Below are 17,271 nucleotides of genomic sequence, written 5' to 3'. Positions count from 1 at the left end.
TTAAGCTCCCGCATTTTTGTTATGTATTGGTAATAACAGCACTTCAACGCGCCGATTTTGATCTTGTCCTGCTGGTGTGTCATTTGATGCGACCGGTTCTAATGCTCCCATTCCTCGGATAATGAAATCTTCTTTTGCAAGTGCGCTGTTTTTGATTAGCCAGTCCCGTACTACAACTGCGCGTTGTTCGGAAATTGTCATATTGAATGAAGCACTGCCGGTATTATCCGAATGACCGATAATGAGAACTTTTCTGCCTTGATGCTGCTCTACCAGAAGTAACAAGGATGCCAAAGTTTCGTTTGTTTGCGCATTGGGCTTCAGTTTTATGCTATTTGAATCAAACATTGGGGCCATTTGGGTAGAGCTAAACGCAGGGATATCTTGATAACTTTCAATTTGGTGATTTATTTTATTTAATAACGGTGCACATTGAGATAGCCCCCAACGTGTAATATTTATTATATTCAAGCAGTTAGAGTATGTTCTGGCCTTGTCAGTTAACTTCGCAATATTATCTGTAATATGTTGCATGGATATATCGCTCATATTGCCCAAAGTTGCCATCTGTTGGTTAAATTGGTCATGGCGAGTTTTTTCTTGTGATAAAGAATAGGCCATGTGTACTGCTAATAGCACGGTGGCAAAACCCAAACTCCATAACCATCTCGGTGGTGTTGGGGTTTCAATAACAGTCGATTTGACCACTGGGGCTATCTGTGGTTTTCGCCAATTAATCACTTCCGGGAAAGGTGGTCGTGATAGGGATGAGGCCAAACCAGGTAAAATTCCCAATGTTTTTTCCAGCCATACTGACCAGGCACCATGTTTGATAAACCCTTTTCCGTTATCGGACAAAATCACATCAGTCAGCTGTAATGATGTGTGGGAAAAGAGATTTTTTAAGCTATTTGTCACGCCAGATTCGTTTAACCAAATAAACAGATTATGTGCAATTGCGTGACGCTGGGATGAGAACGCCGTACTGCTAGTATCTTGCGACTCAAGTTTTTGGCTCAATGCTTGGAAAGCAGCAGTAATATCGATCTCTTTTTTATTGGCGAGATTAATATTTCCAGTCCAATACGCATTATCAGGATTATGGCTAAGACGTTCCTCACTTAACTGAATATAGATAGCAAACACGCAGGTGAGGGGAGTTTGCAGGGATAAGGTCGAAAAACTGTTCTGCCATTTTGTTAGTTGTGAAATGATAATTGATGTATTTTCATACACATCAGGCAAGAATGGGAAAAAAGCCGATACTTGCGCAGATGGGTGATGTGTCGCTATATGTTTGAGCCTTTTTTGCAATGATTCCGGATCGGGGATTAAGATCCAAATGGCCTGACTGGAAAAACGCGTATTATCGGCAGCTCCCGGATGACTAAACCATTTGGCGGCATAGGGGCCAAGAATCAAAATGACGGTATTCCCCTGATGCGCAGTTTCTGCAACCACCGGTTGAGGGGGTTGTTGTGGTTCTGGCGGAGATGGTTCTGGTTTAAGGGTGTAATGTTGCCATACTGTGAGCACCAATAGGGCGAGGAAAGTAATAAAAATAGCATTATTCCATAACGTATTTTCATACAAAGCCAGACTTGCTATCAATACGCCACAGGTTGCCAACCAGAGCAGTAATAGCGACTTATTTAATTTGAGCTTAAACATTTAAGACAGATCACCTAAATAACGAGAGCACCAAAACCAAAACGCACCGAGCGATAGCAGAGCGGTAAAGAGAGGTAAGCCTAACGATCGCCAAATTCGACGTGGCTCAGATGCAGGTTCTATTTCGAGAAGTTCCTCATTGTGGCCTGTTTCCTCCGGCTCTGGCTCCATGTGAAGATCATCGTTATCCATAACCAGATTAGGAGGTAATAACTTATGACCATACTGCGCAAATAATTGCTGCGATTTCACATCACGGGTGGGCAAATTACGCGAGAGGACAAGTATTTTTAGCGCATATTGGCAGATAACTGCATCATCGCTATTTAATAACGCTTCCAGGCTGACATTATCAGCAGGAGCAGGCGTACTGTAGCCATAGAAATAGTCTAATAATAAATAGCTATCCCAACTTAACCCCTTATCTTTAATTGTATTTTCAGTGCGTTTATCCAAATAGTGGCAAAGCAGATGACATAACCTGTCGACTTCGATGGGAGGATGTTGTTCTGATTTCAGTGTGAGGCAAAATGCCTCGATTTGCGCAATCAGTTTTCGCTGGAAGCCGGATAACGACGGAATAATGCCATTAAAAGATAATAAGGTGTCGATGCTTAAAATCTGTTTGAAAATGTCTTCGCTTTTCACCAGGGTTTCTCCACAACATCACCCCAACCCTGCAAGCGAATATAAGGACATATTCTGACAGAGCGTGGGTTTGAATCCGTTTCGGTATTAAAGGCCAGTTTTAACTCAAAGATTGAGTCATCGGTTTTGGTAATGATTTTCTTCATATTGCTGATATCAACATGTTCAGCCATAACTTGAGCGTTTTGCGCGTTATAAACACCGATGTGCCACCATTCCACATCTTCACGGGTGAAATCGGCTTCATGCTTTTCTATTTTTAGCGTTTTTTTATTGACCAGAATTAAGGATTCTAACCACTGCTCGTGGGCGGTTGGGAGATCAGTGAAATAGCTCACTTTGTGGGTACCGACGACATCCGGATGCACAGCTCGCTTGCTAAAATTAACCCCGAGGCGATATTCGAATTCTTGTAAGCTACGTTGTGAACCCAATGCATAGCAACCAAGTTCTGCGTTGCTTTGTTCAGTGCCCAGAAGAGTACGGACCCGGCTTTTAGCTATTTTGTCACGCTCCCACCAGGCCAGTTCCACCGCGCCAGATTTCTTGGCCTCATTATTGTGATCGGACCAAACTTTGCTGTGCTTGCTGCGAGTATAGAAATGCCACAGCAGAATTTTGTGCGGAGCGTAACAATCGTAGCCATGAGTAAATGCGCGGGCAGCCATGGCAATTTCTTCCCCCAGAAAGAAAATGTCGGGATCGTTGGCGACTTCACGGACAAAACAGCCATCGGTGAATATGAATCCAGCGGCTAAATACCCGCAGCGCACAGGTGCATTTTCGGTAAAAGGCGTGGACATCATTTGCACCATGCCTTCAGGGGTAAAAGTATTAAAAATCAGCCGACTGACATAATCTTTTCTGTTTTCATTCTCACCGGGCTCATAACCTGGGGGATAAGCGGATAATATTGGCTTAGGGCTTTTGTCTCGCAGGCTATTTAACATTGTGACCATTTCATGATCCCAGTGTTGAATAAATCGGCAATGGGAATCTATTTGCAAGAAATAGGTTTCATCCTGAAAGAGCCCTTCGGCCATATGCCTGGCCCAACAAGCCCCTTTGCTCTCATAATAATGCACAGCTAAAACCCATATATGCGCCTGGTTATATTCCAATTGATGCAATGGATAGCCAAGATGGGTTTGACTTTCTATCAGCCGCATTCCCTGATTAATGAAAGTATTGATGTCATTCTCATCTTGCCAGAAAACCGCAATATTGAGATTTTCGGGACTTTTAGCTGTATTTATCATGTCATGTAGCGTCGGGATCAATTCTGAATCCCGATAGCTCGCAATGCTCACAAAAATAGAAGATACAGACTGCATATATAATCCGTGTAAATTAACAGTGTTGCCGTAATGGGTTAATTAACTTGCAAAATAATTTCTGCGGCGGCGCTAAAGGTGCCGTTAGCGGGTTTAGCTGTGGCGGATACCGGTTCAAGAGTGGCTTTCCACTTAAATTCAGCCGGTGTCGCACTGGCGATATTGAGCTTTTGCTCCTTATCATTGCCATTGGGTGCCAGTAATTTCCCGCTACTGTCGCTGATTTTTATGCGCATCCGATCATCCTGACCATCCTTGTCTTTAACCTTGATATAATTCCCATCGGCAGTCGGGGTTTGTGTGGTAATGGCAGCGGTGGCTGAATATTGCCCATAATCAGTTTTACAGGTGATATCAAAATCCAGATTGCGCTCGACTCCGTTATTCAAGGTGCCTGAGGTTACCAGGCCAAAATCGACAATTTTTGTACCGTCAAAAGTACAGGATGGGGTGCTAATAATAGTGATTTGGCCAATAACCAGTTTTTGTGCGTAATTGGTTTCACTGTTGCTGTTCACCCAGTTGTAGGCGGCAGTGCCAGCCGGCAACACCAACTGACCCGAAGTATTAGTTAAGGAGAGTGTCTCCTTGGTTTTATATAACTCAATTCTAAAATAGGAGTTAGGGGGATAAGTCCAACGGCCAATTTCAGTGGTAAATGTCATTCCCCCGTTAGTATTGAACGTACCAAAGGCAGCACCATTACTCCACATAGGCTTAATGGCGATACCCTCGATATTGGTGGCAAATAATCCCTTACCCAAATCTGCCCCCAACAAGATGCCGACATTTTTGCCATAAGGGTTACCAATGGCGCAATCGACATAAGTCACTCTGGTCCCTTGCGTTGCTGAATCCGCCTCGGCAATAAACTTGGTGGTATCGGCGGGGGCATCTGCATCAACAGTGATCGTTAATCCAGGTATATTCATGGTTGATGGCAGAGTTCCGCCGTCTTTGCTTTCTGTATCAATGGTACAGATGGCGTGTGCTTGCCCCGCGATAACCGCGCCGAATGCCAATATAAAAAGCGTCCTTGTCATGGCTAACTACTCCTGTCCTGCATCAAGTTTAGAAATCAGTTCTGGTGGAATGATTTGCAGTAATTCACCAAAGCTTTTGCCAATGGTTTTCTCTGAAAATGACAATAGTGCGATCACCGGACTGCTAGGCTCGGTAGTCGCAAACCATTGGCGTACTTCAATGAGTCGGGATAACGCGTCCGCGCGATTTTGAATTCCTTTTGGCGCGATGGGAACTTGTGCCACAACGGCTATAGGCGGTGGCTGTTGTAATGATGGCTGTTGTAATGGTGGCATGTGTGGCGCAGGCCGATAAGTGGGAGTCGCAGTATCAGTGGGTACACTGGCTGCGGTGACTATTTCCTCAGGCTGCCATTCCGGGGCCGTTGTATAGACTTCAGTGGCCTCGGTCGCCGTAATATATTCAGGTGTTTCAAAGGCTGCGATAGGCGCAATATCGGCCATATTGCTTCCACCAAAGTGGCGTAACACCGCGGTCAATCTGACGAAGTCAGGGGTGACATCACCGAGAGAATGGCTAAGACGTGCGGTTAATTCCAACAGCAATGCATAAGCTTTTTGCAATGAGAGGATCGCGCTATCGGAACGGGCCTGCCAATCATGCTCAATGGCTTCCATAGTCGCTTCTTCCAGTGCACCTTCTTCGCGCGGGAACGAATGCGCTTTCTCAAGCTCTTTGACTGATATTTGCATTCCTGCGGCTTTGGGCAGGGGTTGGTTGCGAAAATCAGCAATAAAACCATCGATATCGTCTAATTCTGCAAAAGCATTGGCCCGCATGAAAGGTTCAAATTCGCCTTCATCAAGTAACTGTGGATGTAGATCATCCGGCCAGGCACTCAGACACCACAGTAGGGCTTCCAGCCCTTCCTGCACCGCACTTACGCCAATTTGACGCATTCGACAGCGCATCAGAATAATCAGTAACCGAATGTCACGGGCTTTACCTAGCAGCTCAAGGCATTTTCGCTCGGTATCGGTCCAGTTGGTAGGCTCAGCAACTTCAACAAAATTGCCGTACTCGGCGGTCAACTTGGGTTGCAGTTTTGTTTGCAGCATCAGAAATGCTGAGTCATATTCCAAACTTGGGCCGCAAGGATGATCACCCGGAATAGGTTGCATCAGGCGGTGATAATAACCGGTGCTATCAGCGATACTTGGTACACTCATGTTTCTTCCTTTTAACGCCATGGGTGGACGTCGTCTAATTTTTCACACTCGGACTTAGCCGTGATGCTGATGGGTTAATAACGGTGCATTTCGGGTTCAAAACTCATTCCACGTACGTTGGCTGAGACATCCTCTCGGGCTAACCAACTGGTGTATCCCAACTGGCTAGTGCCCTCCAACGTGGCGGTTGGAACCTCAGCGGCCGTTAATAGCAACTGCACTTCCCAGGCATATTCAAATCCGACAAAGTTACGCACCCATTCACGTAATACCGGTAAATCCTGTCCTGATGGGCTGAAACGCAAATACTGTTGCAGGCTGAGCGGCCCAAGTATCAGCTCGAATTTATGCTGTCGGTCTAAAACGGTGTCGCCCAGAATGGCACCGTCACCTAACAGCATCGCCGAGGCACCATCGCCCAATTGCGTCTGGTCACTTTTATCCAGAAAGATCCACTGTTGGGCGTATTCGACCATGCTGACCGGCACTTCAAAGTAGTATTGCAATGCGCCGACTAAGCCTTCGGGGTTACGTGCTTCACGAATAAGATGGGCGGATGAAGCCAGATGGGCATGTACCGGCAGCGCACTATGTGTCAGCTCCGCTGGGTCTAAACCGGCCAGGCTGCCGATATAAAAAGAGAATTTCTCATCATGTTGCCTGTCAAGCGAAGCGGTGTCCTGAGAGACAAACCATGCACGATAGAGCTGTGATAGCGCCCGATGATGAAATAGATCGGCAAAGTCGGTCAGCGTATGGTCATGCAACTCAGCACGGGTGTAAGCCAGTTCAGTCATTTGCAACGGCATCGCGCCGTGCGGCCCCCAGATACCCAGACCAAAAAGCTGTAGGTCCATCTTCCCGTCTTTCATTTCAACATGGGCTATCTCACGTGGTGAGAACGCCATATTGGCACTTTGCCCGATACGGAAGGTTTCCTGTTTCGGCAGCATAGCTTTAGCGGGAGCGGGCATATCGGGAGTTCGGGCCGCATTAGCCCGCATCATGCTGATAAAACCGGCATTCCAGGGCTCAGCTTGCTGGTACCAGGTATCCAGATTGAGTTGGCTCTGCTGCTGTATGCTGTCGTCGGGTTGCATCACAGCACTCCCCGGCGACCAGGACGGGCTTTCCACTGACCGACACGTCCTCTTTGCATCGAGTGCAATTCAGTCTCGGTAAACACATTAATCGCGGCGTGGCGTGCCAAATAGTTTTCCATGATCAAGCCAAACAGATAGGGGCTGATGCCGGAGAACCCTTCTTCATCAACGGTCAAGGTGCAACAGATCCCACGACCATACACCAGTAAGCCGTTACCGGGCAGTCGTCTGATTACCGGCTCGCTTTTGCAACCAACCAGTGCATCGATTTGTGTATTCGATTCAAGATCTGAGGCGCTAACAAACAGACGTAGCATGTTACGTAGCGACTCCCCCCCATTAGCATGAGTCATATCGGATAGCGGCAAGTAGTTGAAACTGAGCTGACGGATTAATCGCCAGGCTGATTCATCTATCGCAAAAGGTGCTCGAGGGGGGCTGGGCTGAAATACAAAGTGCGCGCCGTGTACTGGAGCTGAATCCGACATGGTTAATTCAAAATTGCCATTACTGGTAATCAATCGCGGCAGATCTCGGTTAGTTACCTGCGCCTCAATGGATAAATACCGCAGGTTATCGCCGTAGGGCGCTTCTTGTTGATCAACCAGCGAAACGAAGACCTCAGTACTGGCATAAGGCGTACGAGTGTCATATTTACGCTTATTGTTCTGACTCGTTCTGGGCTTACGGGTAATGGAAAAATAGCGACCAAAATTACCATTGTCACAATGGCGCGTTTGGTAGAGGGGGTTAAATACCACCTCTTTACTGGTTTCCGCTTGTTGACCAAAGACTTTAGTGATGGAGAAAACTTCGTAATCGAGCGGTCGGCTTCGGTCTGGCACCACGTGAAAGTCATTCAGTGCACGATTAATCTCAATCTTGTCCATGCGCTTCTGGAATAGATTAATCACCGGGGTGCAATTCAAGAGGAAGCGAGAAGGAGCAACATGACTCACCAGCTCCTGTGGCAACCGGTCCAGTAAGATAATAATCTCCGCTTCGTTGGTGTGATTATTGCGCAGACTTTTGGACAGCTGAGTCAGTGTGAAAAAATAGAACCGCTGGCGGCAGGTGAAGTATTCCTGCATCAGGTTATGGCCATGAAAAATATTCCACGACAGTGGCAACAGGCTTTGATCGGGGCTTAACCCCTCAAAAGCAAGAGCGTCATTGCTTATCACGGTATCTTCAGCTGTCACGCCGTGCCCTGCACGGATGATAGTTGCAACATGGCTGGCATGCAGAAGTTCAAAGATGTGAGAGACGATCCTCTCGTCGCCATTGATATAGATAGGCAGACGGTCCAACCCTGCTAGCTGCGAAAATTGCAGGTCGCCGACCAGTTTTAACTTAATGCGCAAGGCACCCTTGAGCCGATGATAGGCAATACGGTGCTTTTCCAGATTAGGCATATCGGGAGGAATGGAGCTTAGGCGCGCTTCTGTTATCTCCAGCGGCCATAACCCAACATCTTGCCCACTGCGAAATTCACAACGGGTCGTTTCACCTGGGGCAATATGGGTGAAAAATGAACTGCCACGAGGAACATTATAGCCCTGAGTCAGATCACCCTCTTTTAGGTTTGGCTTAAGTTGAATCACTCCCATTGAAGGAGTGGGGGAGTTGTAATTGGGATAGACAATATCCAGCAAGCGCTGAGTAAATTTAGGGAATTCGGCATCCAGCTTAATTTGTGTTCTGGCAGAGAGAAAACAGAAAGACTCGATCAGGCGTTCGACATAGGGATCGGCAACTTCAATCCCGTGCATGCCTAAGCGGCCCGCTATTTTAGGATGCTTATCTGCGAATTCCTGCGCCATTTCGCGCATAAAAGTCAGTTCTTTATTATAGTAATCAAGAAATTTGTGATCCACTTACTGCCTCAGTTGTTATGTCAGCTTTATTTCGCCTAATCAGTCGAATCGTTTTTGTTGATATTCACTTATTCGGATTTAACGTATTCAGCGATAACGAAACAACAGTCTTATCAATTTTGTATTTACATGTTGGAATAATAAAATTCATCTCCATCCAATGTATTTATTATGTGGATGAAAATTTCTAATAACTATTATTTAAATCCTGTTTAATAGGTAAATTATTACATGCAAGGGTTTTTGGCTCAATACTCTTTAAAATCCAGATAACTATTCCATAGGCGCTTTTTCTTGAATATTCAATACAAACAATGCGTTAAATTGTTATTGATATGTGACTTTAGGACTTTGTTATGGGCGGAATTCCTAATTTAGTTCAGGCGTTATTTCATCTTCTTCTCGCTTTCCTTCTTATTTGTAGGAATTTTCGTATTATCAAAAGTGAAATATCCCACAATGACTGTTTTTGGTTTTTGGATATATCAATGTGTTTGTTGATATTAGTTTGAGCAAAATTCTTAAAATGTACAATATCGAATAAATATACTTTCGTTTTTTATTTTACCCCTTTACTCTTAGCCCCACAAAAGTTCGTGGCGTAATAATAATGACCTCGCGATGCTCTGCAAATACGCATAAACATATAAGCTGATATACACATGTAGACATAAATACATGCAGGTGTGAATACAGTTAAAAAGACCAGGATAAACAACGTGGCTATTACAAGGAAAAATCTTTTCGGCAAACTGGATGCCACTCTTTTCAAAGGTATTGAAAGTGCCACAACAATTTGTAAATTGCGTGGCAACCCTTATGTTGAGTTGATTCATTGGGTGAACCAACTTTGGCATCAAGAAGATAACGATCTTAAACATATTGTTCGCTATTTTGCTGTCGATGTAGATGCTTTTGAACGTGGTCTGGCTCAAGCACTTGCTCGTTTGCCCGTCGGAGCGACCAGCATTTCAGATTTTTCATACCATATCGAATTAGCCATCGAACGGGCATGGGTGTACGCCAGCCTGGAATGCTTAGATACCCGTATTCGCAGCGGACATTTGTTACTGGCAATGCTAACCAATATGGAATTGCGCCGGGCACTGTTGGCTATTGCTCCAGAAATGGAAAAAATTCCACTGGAGCATTTGAGCAGCGATTTTAACTTTATTACGCAGGCATCGCCGGAAACCAATGAAGCGGCCACCGATGGTAGCCCAATGTATGACGGCGCATTACCGGGTGAAGCCAGTAATGCTATTAACGGCAAAAGTACCGCCACATTGGCGCAATACACCACGGATCTGACTGCATTAGCTCGTGAAGGCAAGATAGATCCGGTACTGGGGCGCAACCATGAAATCAGTACGATGGTGGATATTTTACTGCGTCGTCGCCAAAACAACCCGTTGCTCACCGGCGAAGCTGGCGTGGGTAAAACAGCCGTAGTTGAAGGTCTGGCGTTGGCCATTGTAGCGGGTGAAATGCCTCCAGCGCTGAGTCAGGTGAGTCTGCTAACCCTGGATGTTGTGGCTCTTTCGGCGGGTGCCAGCATGAAAGGCGAGTTTGAAGCACGCCTGAAGAATGTTTTAGACGAAGCAATGGCTTCACCAACGCCGGTCATCCTGTTTATAGATGAAGTTCACACTCTGGTCGGTGCAGGGGGGAATGCAGGAACCGGTGATGCAGCTAATTTACTCAAACCGGCACTGGCGCGCGGTCAGTTGCGCACCATCGGCGCGACGACCTGGAGTGAGTTTAAACGCCATATTGAAAAGGATCCGGCGCTAACTCGTCGTTTCCAGGTCCTTCAGGTCGATGAACCTGATGAAGATACGGCCATTTCGATGCTGCGTGGATTGACTCCGGCGTTAGAGAAACACCACGGCGTATGGATCATGGATGAAGCCTTGCAAGCTGCGGTGCGATTATCGCATCGTTATATTCCTGCGCGCCAGTTACCGGATAAAGCGATCAGCTTGCTTGACACCGCTTGTGCACGTGTTGCCGTGGCACAATTCTCACAACCGGCAGAATTGCAGCAATTGACTTTCCAGAGTGAAACCGCGCAAACCGAGTTGTCATCGCTGGAAAAAGCCCGACATTTCGGCAAAGGGCAGGACGATCGCGCAGCACTGTTAGAAGCTACGATTGCTCAGCACTCGGAAGCGGCAAACAAACTTGAACAACGTTGGCAGGCAGAGCGTGAATTGGTCACCGCCATTACGACTACGCGAACGGCGCTGTATGAACTGGTGTCGCAACCCACGCCTGATGAAGAAAAACGCCAGCAGCATCAGCAGCAATTGGCGCAACTGGAAGAGCAATTATTGCTTATTCGCAGTGCGCAACCATTGGTGCAAGCTGAGGTTAATGCAACCGTGATCGCTAACATTGTTGCAGATTGGACCGGGATTCAAGTAGGGCAAATGCTCAAAGACGACATTCGTGCCGTGATGGAGCTGCCGCAACGTCTCGAAGAGCGAGTGATTGGTCAGCCGCATGCGTTAGTCCAGTTGAGCGAAAATATTATGACTGCACGTGCGGGGATGGCAGACCCAAGGAAACCGCTGGGCGTCTTTATGTTGGTTGGCCCTTCCGGTGTGGGTAAAACAGAAACGGCGTTGGCCATTGCGGAAAGTATGTATGGTGGTGAGCAAAACCTTATCACGATTAATATGAGCGAATACCAAGAGTCACACACGGTTTCCTCATTAAAAGGTTCGCCTCCGGGCTACGTGGGATACGGCGAAGGTGGTGTATTAACCGAGGCAGTGCGGCGTAAACCTTATAGTGTTGTGCTGTTAGATGAAATTGAAAAAGCACATTCAGATGTCCATGAACTGTTCTTCCAGGTATTTGATAAAGGCCAGATGGAAGATGGCGAAGGGCGGTTTATTGATTTTAAGAACACTATTTTGCTGTTAACCAGCAATGTGGGTAGCGAATTATTAAGTAATTTATTTGCTGATCCAGATACTGCTCCCGATCAAGATGGAATATTAAGTGCGTTGCAACCTGAATTGCTGAAAGTATTCCCCGCCGCATTTTTGGGTCGCGTCACTGTGATCCCTTATTTGCCGCTCCAGCAGAGCGCGTTGCAGCATATTGTTCGATTACATTTAGATCGTATCGGCCAGCGTTTGCAGTCTCAGCATCAGCTGACGTTGCAATACAGTGATGTGGTCGTTGACGATGTAGTTAGCCGTTGCTCAGTAGCAGAAACCGGCGCCCGTATGCTTATTCGTTATATTGAACAGAATATTACACCTGAAATTGGCAAGTTTATTTTACGTGACCACGACGCAATACCTAATCAGATTGTGTTCGTCGATAAAGTTGAAAATAAATTTACGATTTCTGTGCAGAATGAAAAAGATAAATAACAAAAGACATCAAGTTTAACGTTGTCTGCTGGATAGTTTATCTCAAAAAGGAATTTGCTGTTTCTTGTCAAAATGAAAGGCAAAAAAGAATAGGGCGTATCTGTTTATACAGATGTTAACTATATGTGTTGTATTTAAATAATTTAATTGGAAAGTAAACTAAAGGATGAAAGTTATGCGTAAAGTAAATCTGGCTGTATGTGCACTGGCTTTGGCTGTTTCTTCAACAACTGCTTTTGCAGCCTCAAATGGTACTGTTACCTTCAACGGTTTGTTGCAAGATGATACTTGCCAGATTGAAACGGGTACTGAAGATGTGCTGGTAACTCTGCCAACGCTTTCTACTAGCGTTCTGGCAAAATCTGGTGATCAAGAGGGTTCCACAAACTTCACTATTTCTGTCGTGGATTGCCCAGCAGCTGTGACCAAAGTTTCTGCTCACTTCAACGCAATCAACAGTGACGGTGTCAACCCAACTACCGGTAACCTGACCAATAGCACTACTGGTGGAGCAACTGGTGCTGAAGTACGTCTTTATAACCTGGATAGCACTAGCTCACAAATCCGTGTAGGTGATACTGGTGCAGCATTTGATGTGACTCCAGGCACTGGTGCTGATCCTAAAGGTACCACGACTCTGTCATACGCCGGTGGTTACTATGCAACGGCTAAAACCACTCCTGGTATCGTGACTGCTAAAGTTCAATACGTACTGTCTTATAATTAATCACTCGTTGAGTGATAGGTTTGCGACCCAACTGTAATTGGGTCGTCATACCAAAGTAGTGATAACAACTTGTTGCTAAGGTTACAACAGGATTCATTGGTAACGAGTTGTTATATCACCAGACGTACAGCTTTAACTTATTATTATTTGGTAACGCGATGTTTTATAAAACGATTATTTTAGTGTTGTCGCTGATGGCTGGCAACATCCCAACGTATGCAGCTATGACCATTAGTGGCACACGGGTGATATTCCCAGCGGCTCAGAAAGAAGTCAACGTACGCACGAATAATAAAGGCACGGAGCCCGCGTTAGTACAGGTCTGGGTTGATGATGGAAATAGTAATGCCAAAATAAATAATGTCACCGTTCCCTTTATTGTGACACCGCCGGTATTTCGTGTTGAGAACGGTAAAGGGCAAAGTGTCCGTATGATTTATAATGGCATGGCCTTACCGCAAGATAAAGAATCGGTCTTTTGGTTTAACATGCTAGAAATACCAGCAGTGCAAAAAGACAGTGCTGATAAAAATAAATTGGAATTGGCTTTTCGTACCCGAATTAAAATTTTCTATCGGCCAACATCGTTAAATAGCAACAGTGCAGAACAAGCTGAAAAGCTGCAATGGGAATTAGTTAACGATAGTCAAAAAGGTCAGGGCGTAAAAGTAACAAACCCGTCGCCTTATTATTTTTCCTTTGATTCAGGCAGTGTGACTGCTGGCGGGAAAAAAGTTGAACTGAAGACAGATATGCTGGCACCACTTTCCACTTCGGTATTTTACCCGAACAGCAAAGCTTCAGGTATTTCAGCAATGAGCTACAAGTTATTAAATGATTACGGTGCAGCGATTGATGGAAATATATCTTTTGCACAAGGTAAAGGAGTGGTTGTTAAAAAATAATAAAACGCTGCGTGGGCAAGGATAAGCGTGTCGGATAGGAAACCGGAGGCTCTTGCTGTGAAATGGCAGGTAAGCCGTAGGGTATTAAAGGGAGCTTTTGCTCGTGAATCATTTATGTATAACGCGCTACTTACAAAATAAAATCGATAGATTAGTGAATTTACCTTACAAAAATTCATTGGGCTTTACGTTAACAATTATAAGTACGACCTTGTTCTTACATAAGAGTGTGATAGCGGCACCATTAGTAAATGAAAATAATGAGACTGAAATTACCGCAGTGGAGTTTAATCCTGATTTTATTCGCGGCTCAGGAATTGATGTAGCACGGTTTATGAATGAAAACCCGGTATCCCCCGGAGTTTATGATGTGATGGTTATCGTTAATGGCAAGATGAACGGAAAGCATAGTATTCGCTTTGAATCCGTTGCCGGCGAGTCCACCGCAGAACCCTGTTTTAAATTGGAACAGCTTGATGCATTGGGTCTGAGAATAGAACTGAATGGTTCGACCAAGATAGCGAATGATGTAAAAGAAGCGGCGAAAGATCAGTGCTACAACTTAAGAGATTTAATTAAAGGCAGCAGTACGCGTTATAACTCAGGGGACTTTGAACTTTCAATCACTGTTCCACAGTTTAATTTAGTGAAACATCCGCGTGGCTATATTAGCCCCAGTTTGTGGGATGCTGGTGCCCCAGTCGGTTTCTTGGATTATAACAGCAACGTGTATGGCGTTTTTAACGGCAATAGAGATGACGGGGCAAAGTCGAACTCCTATAACGCCAACATTGGCTTGATTACCGGTCTCAATCTTGGTGAGTGGCGGTTAAGAAAACGTCTTAATACCCGTTGGAACAATGATGGTGGTGCGCAAACTCAGAATTTATATGGTTTTGCGGCCACGGATGTCACCTCGCTGAAGAGTCAGTTAACTCTGGGGGATAGTGATACCCGTGGGAGTTTATTTGAGGGATTCGGTCTACGGGGTGTTCAACTGGCATCCGATAACCGAATGTTAGCGGAAGGGATTCGAAATTACTCACCGGTGATACGAGGAGTGGCGGAAACCAACGCCAGAGTCACGGTGACTCAGCGTGGACAGACGATATATGAAACAGTCGTTACGCCGGGGGCGTTCGAACTAGCTGACATCGGCACCATGTCATACGGTGGTGATTTAGAAATGACGGTGACCGAATCTGATGGCCGTACCCGTAGCCAAAGAATTCCGTTTTCAGCGCCGCCGATGTTGCTTTACCAAGGTGTATCCCAGTTTGATATCGCTGCTGGCCGATTGAATGATAATACGGTAAATGCGAGTCCGACGATTGTACAAGGCGCGTATTACTACGGTCTTGGCAACACTTATACGTTGTATAGCGGAGCGCAGCTGGCAGAGAATTATAGTTCGGTGGGGATCGGTAACGCATTTAATACCCAAATTGGGGGGATTTCATTTGATGTCACCCACGCAAGAAGTGAATTGAGTGGTGACCATCGCTCATCAGGTAATAGTTACAAAGTTGACTATACCAAATACGTTGGCGAGACCGATACCAACCTGACGTTGGCGGCATACAGATACTCATCCAACGGTTTTTATACTTTTAGGGAAGCGAGTCAGGATCACTACGGCAGCATAAATGCTAACAGCGCTTTTGATTCTCGTACTCGCAACCGTTTATCGGTGAGTGTTTCCCAGCGGGTCGCTGACAATATGTCGCTGAACCTGAATAGTAGTTTTTATAGTTACTGGGGAGGGCAGGATGCGTCGCAGCAGTATGCCGTGACCTTTAATCATTCGTTGCGTTATTTTTCTTATGCGCTGACGGCAATGCGAACCAGTAATAGCAGCTATATCAGTAGTTATGACAACAGCAGTAATAACGATTACCAAAACAGTTACATGGCGTCTATTAGCATCCCATTGGGTGGCAGTATCGTGAAGCGACCATTGTTTAACACCTTGTATTCAATGGCCAGCCATGATGATGCAGGTAATACGCTAGTGCAGATGAATGCCAGTGGTAGTCAGGGTGAGCAGAGTGAGCTGGGTTATGGTGTCGGGACGTCGTACAGCAGTGGCAATGACACTGCTGCGAGTAAGACGGTGACAGGTAACATGAGTTACAAGACCGGAGTAGGCCAGTACGGGATGACGGCATCAGCGAATAACAGCTCTTCTCGCCAGTTGTCTGCCTCTGCCAACGGTAGTGTAGTGGCTCACCAGGGAGGAGTGACTATCGGCCCACGGCTTGGCGATGCACCTTTTGCCATCGTACATGCTGAAGGCGCTGCGGGAGCTAAGTTGTTTAACGGTAACGGAGCAACAATTGATAGTCGTGGCTATGCCATTATGCCGTCGATGACTGCATACCGTGAAAATACAGTGGCGATTGATTACAAAGAATTACCTGATTCGGTAGATGTGCTGGAGAGTCAAAAAGTAGTAGTACCGAGAACAGGAGCAATGATCCCGGTCGCGATGAAGACCATTACTGGCGCACCATTAGTGCTTATCGTCAGGGATGAAAATAAAGAGTTTCTCCCTATTGGTACGGATCTATTGGATGCGGATGGTGTGAGTCAGGGGATTGTCGGGCAAGGTGGTATGGCATTTATTCGCGGTTGGGGGACAGGTTCACAACCCCTGCAAGTCATCAGTAATGGTGGTAAAGATAAATGCCGTATTCACTCAGGCACGGAAGCAAATGCTACAGCGAAGACAGAAAGTACTCATATAACACAGTTGGAGGTGGTATGTCTTCGTGGTTAAAAAGTAATGTTGTACTGAAACTTTTAACGTTTTTGCTGTTGCTGGCTGCGGCTTTTATCGCGCGCCAGCCCGCTCAGGCAGCCAGTGCATGTGCAGGAGCGGCAGATTGTAAAGTTCAGGTTTCATTTACCGGTGAGTATCTGGAAGATACCTGTGAAGTCAGTATTGATGGCGGTTCTTCTTCAGAGTCAGTTTTATTACCGACTTTGTCGACCAGCGAATTAAAAACTGATAAAGCAGAAGCGGGTAAAAAGCAATTTCAAATTGCGCTGAATAAATGTCCGGTAAATAGAACAGTGTCATTACGCTTTATAGCTGCTGGCGCTACCATGCCGGACGCAATAACCGGAAATTTACAGAATGAAGTGGCTGATGATTTCAGCAAAAGCGCGCAAATCAGATTAAGTAAAGCTGCAGGGCAACAAATGGTGGTTGGCGATGAAAATAGTGTACAGGAATATGTTATTTCCAGTTCTGGTGCAGATGTCACACACTATTTTTTAGCGGGTTATTATGCAAAAGGTACGAATACGGTAACCCCAGGGCAGGTTAGAGCAACTGCTGGTATTGAGTTGGTTTATAAATAGGGGAGCACGTTTTAGTATCATTTTTTACATTTGATCTC

At 45.7% G+C, this 17,271-nt stretch carries 12 protein-coding genes; 5 read left to right on the top strand and 7 right to left on the bottom strand.

Annotation, left to right across the window (positions count from 1 at the left end; translation table 11 throughout):
- From ACNSO8_RS23365 to tssF, 7 genes are all read right to left on the bottom strand, one after another.
- On the bottom strand, positions 1–1,671 hold the full coding sequence (locus ACNSO8_RS23365; protein ID WP_400185775.1) for an OmpA family protein: 1,671 nt from the start codon (positions 1,669–1,671) through the stop codon (positions 1–3).
- Positions 1,672–2,319 (bottom strand): hypothetical protein, encoded by a 648-nt coding sequence (locus ACNSO8_RS23360; protein WP_019080959.1) that lies wholly within the window; start codon positions 2,317–2,319, stop codon positions 1,672–1,674. It abuts the gene before it with no gap.
- A complete protein-coding gene (locus ACNSO8_RS23355) occupies positions 2,316–3,653 on the bottom strand; it encodes a GlcNAc-transferase family protein (protein ID WP_019080958.1) in 1,338 nt (445 codons plus the stop codon). Before ACNSO8_RS23355 ends, ACNSO8_RS23360 begins: the two co-directional genes overlap by 4 nt.
- A gap of 38 nt (positions 3,654–3,691) precedes the next feature.
- On the bottom strand, positions 3,692–4,696 hold the full coding sequence (locus ACNSO8_RS23350) for a fimbrial protein (RefSeq protein WP_019082801.1): 1,005 nt from the start codon (positions 4,694–4,696) through the stop codon (positions 3,692–3,694).
- Between the two features lie 6 nt (positions 4,697–4,702).
- The gene (locus tag ACNSO8_RS23345) at positions 4,703–5,866 is read right to left on the bottom strand and encodes an ImpA family type VI secretion system protein (protein WP_050159988.1); all 1,164 of its coding nucleotides are present in this window, start codon (positions 5,864–5,866) and stop codon (positions 4,703–4,705) included.
- A gap of 74 nt (positions 5,867–5,940) precedes the next feature.
- A complete protein-coding gene (gene tssG, locus ACNSO8_RS23340; protein ID WP_019080956.1) occupies positions 5,941–6,966 on the bottom strand; it encodes a type VI secretion system baseplate subunit TssG in 1,026 nt (341 codons plus the stop codon).
- The gene (gene tssF / locus ACNSO8_RS23335; RefSeq protein ID WP_019080955.1) at positions 6,966–8,846 is read right to left on the bottom strand and encodes a type VI secretion system baseplate subunit TssF; all 1,881 of its coding nucleotides are present in this window, start codon (positions 8,844–8,846) and stop codon (positions 6,966–6,968) included. Before tssF ends, tssG begins: the two co-directional genes overlap by 1 nt.
- A gap of 719 nt (positions 8,847–9,565) precedes the next feature.
- On the opposite strand from tssF, the gene tssH reads away from it, so the two are divergent.
- The 5 genes from tssH (at position 9,566) to ACNSO8_RS23310 (ending at position 17,233) form a co-directional block, all read left to right on the top strand.
- On the top strand, positions 9,566–12,235 hold the full coding sequence (gene tssH / locus ACNSO8_RS23330) for a type VI secretion system ATPase TssH (RefSeq protein WP_019080954.1): 2,670 nt from the start codon (positions 9,566–9,568) through the stop codon (positions 12,233–12,235).
- 175 nt (positions 12,236–12,410) lie between these two features.
- Positions 12,411–12,962: a fimbrial protein gene (locus ACNSO8_RS23325; protein ID WP_019080953.1), complete on the top strand. Its 552-nt coding sequence runs from the start codon at positions 12,411–12,413 to the stop codon at positions 12,960–12,962.
- 158 nt (positions 12,963–13,120) lie between these two features.
- Positions 13,121–13,867, top strand: coding sequence for a fimbria/pilus periplasmic chaperone (locus ACNSO8_RS23320; protein WP_019082803.1), 747 nt, complete (start codon positions 13,121–13,123; stop codon positions 13,865–13,867).
- A 334-nt stretch (positions 13,868–14,201) separates the two neighbouring features.
- Positions 14,202–16,646: a fimbria/pilus outer membrane usher protein gene (locus ACNSO8_RS23315; RefSeq protein ID WP_254061041.1), complete on the top strand. Its 2,445-nt coding sequence runs from the start codon at positions 14,202–14,204 to the stop codon at positions 16,644–16,646.
- Complete coding sequence (locus ACNSO8_RS23310) at positions 16,631–17,233, top strand: fimbrial protein (RefSeq protein WP_046695223.1); 603 nt, start codon at positions 16,631–16,633, stop codon at positions 17,231–17,233. Before ACNSO8_RS23315 ends, ACNSO8_RS23310 begins: the two co-directional genes overlap by 16 nt.
- Positions 17,234–17,271 lie beyond the last annotated feature (38 nt).

The organism is Yersinia sp. LJYL362, assembly GCF_048323875.1.
Note: the sequence above shows the minus strand (reverse complement) of the source record. Positions and strands in the feature narration are given on the sequence as shown.